General features: G+C 67.6%; 12 protein-coding genes. 8 read left to right on the forward strand and 4 right to left on the reverse strand.

Features of this window, described 5'->3' with window-relative positions; all coding sequences use genetic code 11:
• Positions 1–128: 128 nt before the first annotated feature.
• On the reverse strand, positions 129–410 hold the full coding sequence (locus ACILQR_RS14135) for a DUF2442 domain-containing protein (RefSeq protein ID WP_395652032.1): 282 nt from the start codon (positions 408–410) through the stop codon (positions 129–131).
• Positions 403–750 carry a TonB family protein gene (locus tag ACILQR_RS14140; RefSeq protein ID WP_395652043.1) on the reverse strand — a complete coding sequence of 116 codons (348 nt, stop codon included), beginning with the start codon at positions 748–750 and terminating at the stop codon, positions 403–405. Before ACILQR_RS14140 ends, ACILQR_RS14135 begins: the two co-directional genes overlap by 8 nt.
• 94 nt (positions 751–844) lie before the next feature.
• Between ACILQR_RS14140 and ACILQR_RS14145 the strand changes: the two genes are divergently transcribed.
• The 8 genes from ACILQR_RS14145 (at position 845) to ACILQR_RS14180 (ending at position 6,847) form a co-directional block, all read left to right on the forward strand.
• The gene (locus tag ACILQR_RS14145) at positions 845–1,267 is read left to right on the forward strand and encodes a cupin domain-containing protein (protein WP_395652033.1); all 423 of its coding nucleotides are present in this window, start codon (positions 845–847) and stop codon (positions 1,265–1,267) included.
• A gap of 123 nt (positions 1,268–1,390) precedes the next feature.
• Complete coding sequence (locus ACILQR_RS14150) at positions 1,391–2,773, forward strand: trypsin-like peptidase domain-containing protein (protein ID WP_395652034.1); 1,383 nt, start codon at positions 1,391–1,393, stop codon at positions 2,771–2,773.
• 52 nt (positions 2,774–2,825) lie between these two features.
• Positions 2,826–4,136 (forward strand): replication-associated recombination protein A, encoded by a 1,311-nt coding sequence (locus ACILQR_RS14155; protein ID WP_395652035.1) that lies wholly within the window; start codon positions 2,826–2,828, stop codon positions 4,134–4,136.
• Positions 4,133–4,525: a VOC family protein gene (locus ACILQR_RS14160; protein ID WP_395652036.1), complete on the forward strand. Its 393-nt coding sequence runs from the start codon at positions 4,133–4,135 to the stop codon at positions 4,523–4,525. The genes ACILQR_RS14155 and ACILQR_RS14160 overlap by 4 nt, the downstream gene beginning before the upstream one ends.
• Before the next feature lie 59 nt (positions 4,526–4,584).
• On the forward strand, positions 4,585–4,845 hold the full coding sequence (locus ACILQR_RS14165) for a hypothetical protein (RefSeq protein ID WP_395652037.1): 261 nt from the start codon (positions 4,585–4,587) through the stop codon (positions 4,843–4,845).
• Between the two features lie 83 nt (positions 4,846–4,928).
• Positions 4,929–5,369, forward strand: a complete 441-nt coding sequence (locus ACILQR_RS14170) for a hypothetical protein (protein ID WP_395652038.1) — start codon at positions 4,929–4,931, stop codon at positions 5,367–5,369.
• Positions 5,370–5,379: 10 nt separating this feature from the next.
• Positions 5,380–6,111: an RluA family pseudouridine synthase gene (locus ACILQR_RS14175; RefSeq protein ID WP_395652039.1), complete on the forward strand. Its 732-nt coding sequence runs from the start codon at positions 5,380–5,382 to the stop codon at positions 6,109–6,111.
• A 244-nt stretch (positions 6,112–6,355) separates the two neighbouring features.
• Complete coding sequence (locus ACILQR_RS14180; protein ID WP_395652040.1) at positions 6,356–6,847, forward strand: CC0125/CC1285 family lipoprotein; 492 nt, start codon at positions 6,356–6,358, stop codon at positions 6,845–6,847.
• A gap of 28 nt (positions 6,848–6,875) precedes the next feature.
• Here ACILQR_RS14180 and ACILQR_RS14185 read toward each other — a convergent pair whose 3' ends face one another.
• Both ACILQR_RS14185 and ACILQR_RS14190 read right to left on the reverse strand, forming a co-directional pair.
• Positions 6,876–7,922 carry an alpha/beta hydrolase gene (locus ACILQR_RS14185; RefSeq protein ID WP_395652041.1) on the reverse strand — a complete coding sequence of 349 codons (1,047 nt, stop codon included), beginning with the start codon at positions 7,920–7,922 and terminating at the stop codon, positions 6,876–6,878.
• Positions 7,923–7,957: 35 nt separating this feature from the next.
• Positions 7,958–8,245: NAD(P)(+) transhydrogenase (Re/Si-specific) subunit beta (locus ACILQR_RS14190; RefSeq protein WP_395652042.1), on the reverse strand; the 288-nt coding region annotated here is incomplete at its 5' end.

Consider the following 8,245-nt stretch of genomic DNA (forward strand, 5'->3'; position numbering starts at 1 on the left):
GCTGGGGGTCGAGGGCTGGGTCCGCTACGCCTCGCTGGACGTCGACAACACCGTCGGCGACCAGGTCCGCCGCGACAAGGAACGGCTGGTCGAATACAGGGCGCTGACGCGCGGGCGGTAGCGGCAGTTTACGCCGCTGCGCTCACCGGCCTTAAAGCTCCCGCTTCACGAAACAGCATGTGCTGGTTTATCGGATCAATGTCGCAACCATTGGGCCAGGTCGGGACGCCCATCTCGATGAAGACGCGCGAGAAGAAGGCAGGGTCGCGCAGGGGCTGCATCATTGGCCCGGTCCCGACAAAATCACTGAGATCGGCGACGCCCATCGTGTCGTCATCGAACACGATTTCCAGTTGGTAGTCCGGCAAGGCGCGCACACGCCGCGCCCGAACCATCTTGATCTCAGTCATCGTCGATGACGTTGAATGGTATCCGCACCGAGACGACGGCCTCAGGCGCGGCCGACCGGACCGACGCCTCGTCAAGACGGGCGCGCCGCATCACCGACAGGGCCTCATCGCCAAATCCGTATCCTGCCGGAGTCTCCTCCAGTATTCGGCAATCCCTCATCCCCCGCGTTTGGTGGTTGACCCTGCATTCCACCCTTGCCTCGCCACTTACGCCGAGCCTTCTGGCCCTGCGGGGATAACGAGGCGTGGGTACGAATTCGACTCGGGGGATTGGACCGGAATAGTGCGGTACCGGCTGCGCGGGTGTGCCGGATTCCTGTGGAGCGCTAGCCGCCATCATGAGTAAGACTACGAGCACCCGACTCTCCGCGCTCAATGCCTCTGCTCGGCAAGGCTTGACCCGAACCCTATCACGAAACGAATACGCCTCTCAAATGCTCACCGCCCCCGAGATCATCGCCCTGCTCGACCTCAAGCCGCATCCCGAGGGCGGGCATTATCGCGAGACGTTTCGCGATCCGCGCGAGGTGGACGGGCGGTCGGTCGGGACGGCGATCTATTTCCTGCTCAGCGAGGGTGAGCGGTCGCACTGGCATTGCGTGGATGCGGCCGAGCTCTGGCATTTCTATCTGGGTGCGCCGCTGGAGCTGGAGATCGCGGACGAAAGCGGGCGGCGGACGGTGGTTCTGGGCCCCGACGTGAACGCGGGACAGAGGCCGCAGGGCGTAGTGCCGACCGGGGCCTGGCAGGCGGCACGGACCACCGGCGACTGGACCCTGTGCGGCTGTACCGTCGCGCCAGGGTTCGATTTCGCGGGCTTTGACCTCGCGCCGGCGGGATGGTCGCCGCAAGGGTGACGGCGACGGGGGCGGATCAGGTTCCGACGCCTTGATCCCGACGAAATAGGGGACAGATATGCGCATCCGGCCTGCGGGCCACCGCCGTTTCAATCCCGACTGACGCCCATGATCCGAGATCGCATGAAATCCTCCAGCCTCGTTCTCGCCGCCGCCCTGACGCTCGCCGCCTGCGGCAATGCCAACTCCTCCAGGGCCCAGGAAGGCGTGTTCGCCGAGCCGAACAGCCGCCAGGTTCCGGGCAGCGCCATGGAGATGAAGTCCAGCTTCGCCCCCGTGGTGCGCGAGGCCGCGCCCGCCGTGGTCAATATCTCGGCCCGCACGGTCCGGACCGTACGCGATCCCTACTTCCAGATGTTCGGCCCCCAGCAGCGGGTGGCGGAGTCGGCCGGATCAGGCGTCATCGTCCGTTCCGACGGCGTGGTGGTGACGAACAACCACGTGATCGAGGGGGCCGAGGCGATCCGCGTCGTGCTGAACGACCGGCGCGAGTTCGCGGCCCGCGTCATCCTGGCCGACGAACGCTCCGACATCGCCGTGCTTCAGCTCGAGGACGTCAACGGCGCCCTTCCCGTCCTGGCCATCGACGATCAGGATCAACTGGAGGTCGGCGACCTGGTGTTGGCCATCGGCAATCCGTTCGGCGTCGGCCAGACCGTGACCAACGGCATCATCTCGGCCCTGAACCGCACCGAGACCGGCATCAGCGACAGCGGCTCCTTCATCCAGACCGATGCGGCGATCAACCCGGGCAACTCCGGCGGGCCGCTGGTGGACATGGACGGCGACGTGATCGGCATCAACACGGCGATCTTCTCGCGCTCGGGCTCCTCGGCCGGGGTCGGGTTCGCGGTGCCGGCTTCGATGGTGCGGCGGGTGGTGGACTCGGCCCTGGGTGGTGCCTCCAGCGTGGTGCGGCCCTGGCTGGGGGTGAAGGGCGACAGCGTCACCGCCGACATCGCCCGCAGCCTGGGCCTGGACCGGCCCCAGGGTCTGATCGTCACCGAGCTGTACGCCGGGGGGCCGGGAGCCCGCGCAGGCATCCAGGACGGCGACGTGATCACCGCCGTCGCGGGGCAGGAGGTCAACGATCAGGGCGGCCTGAACTTCCGCATCGGCACCCACAGCCCCAACGACACCGTGGCCATCTCCCTGCTGCGCGACGGGCGGCCGGTGACGGTCAATGCAAGGGTCCAGCCCCTGCCCGGCGATACCAAGGTGGTGCCCGAAACCATCCGTCGCGGCTCCTTCGCCGGGGCCGAAGCCGCCGTCCTGACGCCCGCGCTGGCCGACCGGCTGGGCGGCGATCCGTTCGCGCAGGGTGTCATCATCGTCAGCGCCCCGCGCGGCACCTACGCCTCCGGCAATGGCTTCCAGCGCGGCGATGTGGTGCTGAGGGTCGATGGCAGGCCCGCCCGCGACCTGGCCGCCGTCACCCAGGCTGCGCGCGGTTCGGAAGTCGTGATCCAGCGTCAGGGCCGCATCATGACAGGCCGGGTCAGCTAGGCTGCATTCGCCGGGTGAAATGACGGTCGCGAACGCCTATCTCTGAGCGTTCATGACCGATCTGTTCGAAGCCTCCGGCATATTGCCACCCGACGCCCCGCTGGCCGACCGTCTGCGCCCGCGCACCCTGGACGAGGTCGTGGGTCAGGATCACCTGCTGGGCGACGGCGGGCCGATCCGGCGGATGGTCGAGGCCGGGCGGCTGGGCTCGATGATCCTGTGGGGGCCGCCGGGCACGGGCAAGACCACGATCGCACGCCTGCTGGCCCGGGCGGCGGGATACGAGTTCCAGCAGATCTCGGCGGTCTTCTCGGGCGTCGCGGACCTGAAGAAGGCGTTCGAGGCGGCGCGGATGCGACGCGCGGCGGGGCAATCGACCTTGCTGTTCGTGGACGAGATCCACCGCTTCAACCGCGCCCAGCAGGACGGATTCCTGCCCTTCGTCGAGGAGGGGGTCGTAACCCTGGTGGGTGCCACGACCGAGAACCCGTCATTCGAACTGAACGGGGCCCTGCTGTCGCGGTCGCAGGTCTATGTGTTGAAGCGGCTCGACGATGCGGCGCTGGATCAGTTGCTGGTCCGGACCGAGACCCACGAAGGCAAGCCCCTGCCGCTGACGGCCGAGGCGCGCCACGCCCTGCTGGCCCTGGCCGACGGTGATGGCCGCTACCTGCTGACCATGACCGAGGTGCTGTTCGCCCTGCCCGACGACGTCGTGCTGGACGTCCAGGGTCTGGCCGGCACCTTGCAAAAGCGGGCCCCCGCCTATGACAAGTCGCGCGAGGAACACTACAACCTGATATCCGCCCTGCATAAATCCGTGCGCGGGTCGGACCCCGACGCGGCCCTGTATTGGCTGGCGCGGATGCTGAACGGGGGCGAGGATCCGTTGTATCTGGCGCGGCGCATCGTGCGGATGGCGGTGGAGGACATCGGCGAGGCGGACCCCCTGTCCATCCTGGTCGCCAACGCGGCCAAGGACACCTACGACTTCCTCGGCTCACCCGAGGGCGAACTGGCCCTGGCCCAGGCCGTCGTCCACCTGGCCACCGCGCCCAAGTCGGTCGGCGTCTACGAAGCCTTCAAGGCGGCGAAGAAGGCCGCGGCCGAGACTGGCTCCCTGATGCCCCCCGCCCACATCCGCAATGCGCCCACCAAGCTGATGAAGTCGCTCGGCTACGGCAAGGGCTACCAGTACGATCCCGACACACCCGAAGGCTTCTCGGGCGCGAACTTCTTCCCCGACGAGATGGAACGCCGCACCTTCTACAAGCCCAAGGGCGAGGGGCATGAGGAGAAGGTCAAGGCGCGTCTGGAACGCTGGGCGGTGATGCGGGCGGCGATGCAGGACGTCGGCGAATGAACCTCAATCAGGTCACCGTCGAGGTCACCGACATCGCCCGGTCGTGCGACTTCTATCAGCGGCTGGGGCTGACGCTGATCGTGTCGAGCCCCCACTATGCCCGGTTCGTCTGTCCGGCCGCAGAAGGCGAGAACCCGGCGACCTTCTCGATCCATCTGGCCGATGGCGTGACGCCGAACGGGACGGGCGTCTATATCGAATGCGCCGATCTGGACGCACGCGTCGCGGCGCTCAAGGCGGCGGGTATGGCGTTCGACAGCGGGCCGGTGGACCAGAGGTGGCTGTGGCGCGAGGCCTGGCTGCGCGATCCCGACGGCAACCACCTGTGTCTTTATTTCGCTGGCGGGAACCGGATCGATCCGCCGTGGAAGGTCGTCGATCCCGCATGAAACGGGTCGCCTTCATCACGGGCGCGGGCGATAGTGGCCGGGCGACATCGGAGGGACGAATGAACACCAAGATCATCCTGGCGGCCCTGGGCCTGTCGGCCGCCCTGGCCGGCTGCACCGACAGCGGGCGCGCGCGCAACGACGCGACCTTCAGCGACAAGCCCGCCGACATCACCTGCTGGACCTATGGCACCCAGACCTATCAGGGGCGATCGACCGGCAAGGTCAGCCATCGCGACGACCGGACGTCGTTCGTCGACGCCGCAAACGGCCGATACACCGTGATCGAGGGCGATTGCCGGCTGGTCTACGTCCGCTAGGGCTGACTGATCGCCGTTCATTTGCCGAGCGGGGTTTTACGGCATAGCTTGGCTGTCCAATCGCAATCCTGGGGAGGGGAACGATGGCTGCTGGAACGAAGACGCCTTGGCATCTGTGGGTCGTGGGGGGCCTGTCGCTGTTGTGGAACGCCTATGGCGGGTTCGACTTCATCATGAGCGTGACGCGAGGCGAGGCCTACTGGCGCGAGTCCGGCATGACCCAACCGATGATCGACTACTACAACGCCATGCCGGCCTGGATGTATGCGCCATGGATCCTGGGGGTCTGGGGGGCGGTGATCGGGTCGATCCTGCTGCTGCTCCGCAACCGGCTGGCCGTGCCGGCGTTCGCGGTCTCGATCGTGGGGGCGGTCGCCAGCGCCCTGTACGGCCTGATGCACCCGATGCCGGACCTGCCGCCCGCCATGGCGATCATGACCTATATGCCCTGGGTCATCGTCGTAATCGCGGCGCTGTTGCTCTGGTACGCCTGGAGCATGGGCAAGCGAGGCGTGCTGCGCTAACCGGGGCCGGGTGAGAACCCGACCGCCGCCCGAGCTGACCCCCGAAGAGATCGCCGCCGTCCGGTCGTGGGTGATCTTCGAGGACGCCCACATCATCGCCTTCGACAAGCCGTCTGGCCTGACCAGCCAGGGCGGGGTCCGGCATGTCCACACCCTGGACGACCTGATCTGGGCCTTCGCCCGGTCAAACGGCAAGCGGCCGGAGCTGGTGCATCGGCTGGACCGCGACACCTCGGGCGTTATCCTGGCGGCCAAGACCAAGCCGGCGGCCGGCTATCTCGGCAAGGCCATCCAGGCGCGCAAGCTGACCAAGACCTATCTGGCCCTGGTCTCGGCGGCCCCCGAACCCCGCGCCGGAAAGATCGAGACGCCCCTGCTGCGGGTCGAGGTCGGCCGCGAGAGCTCGATGCGCGTCGCCTCGGCCGAGGAGCCGGGCGCCCAGGCCTCGACCAGCCGGTATCGCACCCTGACCGAAAGCCCCGACGGCGCCCTGGTCGAGCTGGAGCCCCTGACCGGTCGGATGCATCAGCTGCGAGTCCACATGGCTTCGATCGGGCGACCCCTGATCGGAGACGTCAAATACGGCGGGGCCCTGACGGCGGCCGGGCGCGGAGCCGGGCGGCTGATGCTGCACGCCGCATCGCTGGACTTCCCCCATCCCGACGGCGGACGAAAGGTCGTCAGCGTGGGCCCGCCTGAGGATTTCCGGGCGTTGGCGGCGGCGATGGGGCTGGAGGTCTGAACTCTACAGCTTTCGTCATTCCGGGCGAAGGTGAGCGCAGCGAGCCGTAGACCCGGAACAAGGCGGCGCGCGAGAGCGCGAACCTGTAACGCACGCATCTGTGTCCGCTATCGCCTGCGCTTCGCCACGGCGCCGCCTTGTTCCGGGTCTTCGCTGCGCTGCGCCCGGAATGACGAAAGGAAAGAGAAGGTCGAGGAACCCGTTTCTCCCGCCATCGCTTTCTTCCCACACCGGGAGTCTACCCATGAAGCGCCTGTCCATCCTCGCCGTCACCCTCTCCGCATCCGCCCTGACCGCCTGCGCCAGCCTCGCCCCCTATGGCCCCCAGACGGGGCCGGGCGGACAGGGCTTCTCCGAACAGAGGATCGAGAGCGATCGATACCGCGTCACCTATTCCGGTGTCGGTGCCCCCGGCCCCGTCGCCGACCGCGCCCTGCTCCGCGCCGCCCAGCTGACGTCGCAACAGGGCTACGACTGGTTCGAGGTCACCCAACGCTACATCGACGGCCGGCCCGACAGCGCCGGCGGCGTCCGGCCCACCGTGTCCGTCGGCTATGGATCGTCAAACTACGGCGGCTGGCGAACGTCTGGCACAGGTGTGGGCGTCGGCCTGAACATCTCTGGCCCCTCCCCAACCTCGACCGTGCTGGAAGTCCGGCTGGGACGCGGAACCAAACCGGATCGCGCCGAGGTCTATGACGCGGACGAGGTGGAGCGGAACCTGGCGGGGCGCTGAGGCACCGGTTTTTGCGACAGCGTCCGGGTCACAGGACTCCCAACGACCTTAACCATTGCTCGACCTGTCCCGGCCATTCGCGCGTGATCGGATCCGGGGTCGGGCGCAGACCGAAGGCGTGGCCCCCCTTGGCATAGAGACGCATATCGACCGGTACGCCCGCGTCGTTCAGCGCCAACGCGTAGGCCATAGCCTGACGTACATCGTCCACGGGATCGTCCATGGCATGCAGGATAAGCGTCGGCGGCGCGTTCGGGCTGATCCTGACCCAGGGTGCCGGTTCCAGACTGTTGCGGCCTCGACTGTCGTCCAGCACACGGGCGGTATAGGCGACGACCGCGAAGTCGGGCCTCGGCGACTGTCGATCCGCCGCGTCGGTCGGCGGATAGGTGCGCGCCTCGGTGTTGCTCATGGCCGTCACCAGATAGGCGCCGGCCGAAAAACCGATGACGCCGATCCTGTCGGGATCGATGGCGTATGCGGCCGCCTGCTCGCGCAGCAGTCCCATCGCGCGCTGTGCGTCCTCGAGACCCAGCAGCACATCCGGTCTTCGCTGCCGGCCATTCTCCCTCGGCCACACCTGAGGCGTCCGGTATTTCACCATGACGCAGGTCATGCCCTGCTGGACGACCCAGTCGCAGATTTCGGTCCCTTCGAGATCCGTCGCCACCGCGCGGAAGCCGCCACCGGGCAGGACCAGCATCGCCGCCCCCGTATTGCGTCCCTTCGGCCGATAGATCGTCATGGTCGGTCGGGTGACGTAGCTGGCCCAGTGCCACATCCGCCCGCCGACGGTTGGCGAGCCGTTGCCCGTCGCCTCGGGCCGGTCGCCGCTGTCGGGCCTGGCCAGCGGGACGTTGGCGGGCCAGAGCGGGATCTGGGTTCCGCCGGCCGTCGGCTGCCACACACCTTCGCGCTCCACCTTGGGCACCTCGACCCGGGCAGACGAAGCGGCGGGCGGGTTGGCCTCAGCGGCTTGCTCGCCGCGCTCAGGTTCGCTGTCAGGGCCCGTCTCGCGACAGGCTGCACCCGCCAGACCGAGGATCAGGAACAGGGGCGCGATGAGCCGTGCCACGGTCATTTCGTCTGTTCACCGGCGCGCGACAGGGATCACAACCCCTTCACGATCCCCTCGACCATCTTCTTGGCGTCGGCGAACAGCATCATCGTGTTGTCGCGGAAGAACAGCTCGTTTTCCACCCCCGCATAGCCCGCCGCCATGCCGCGCTTGATGAACAGGACGGTGCCGGCCTTTTCGACGTCGAGGATCGGCATGCCGTAGATGGCCGAGGTCGGATCGGTCTTGGCGGCCGGGTTGGTGACGTCGTTGGCGCCGATGACGAAGGCGACGTCGCAGCTGGCGAACTCGGCGTTGATGTCCTCCAGCTCGAACACCTC

This window comes from Brevundimonas sp. (genome assembly GCF_044239655.1).
GTDB lineage: Bacteria > Pseudomonadota > Alphaproteobacteria > Caulobacterales > Caulobacteraceae > Brevundimonas.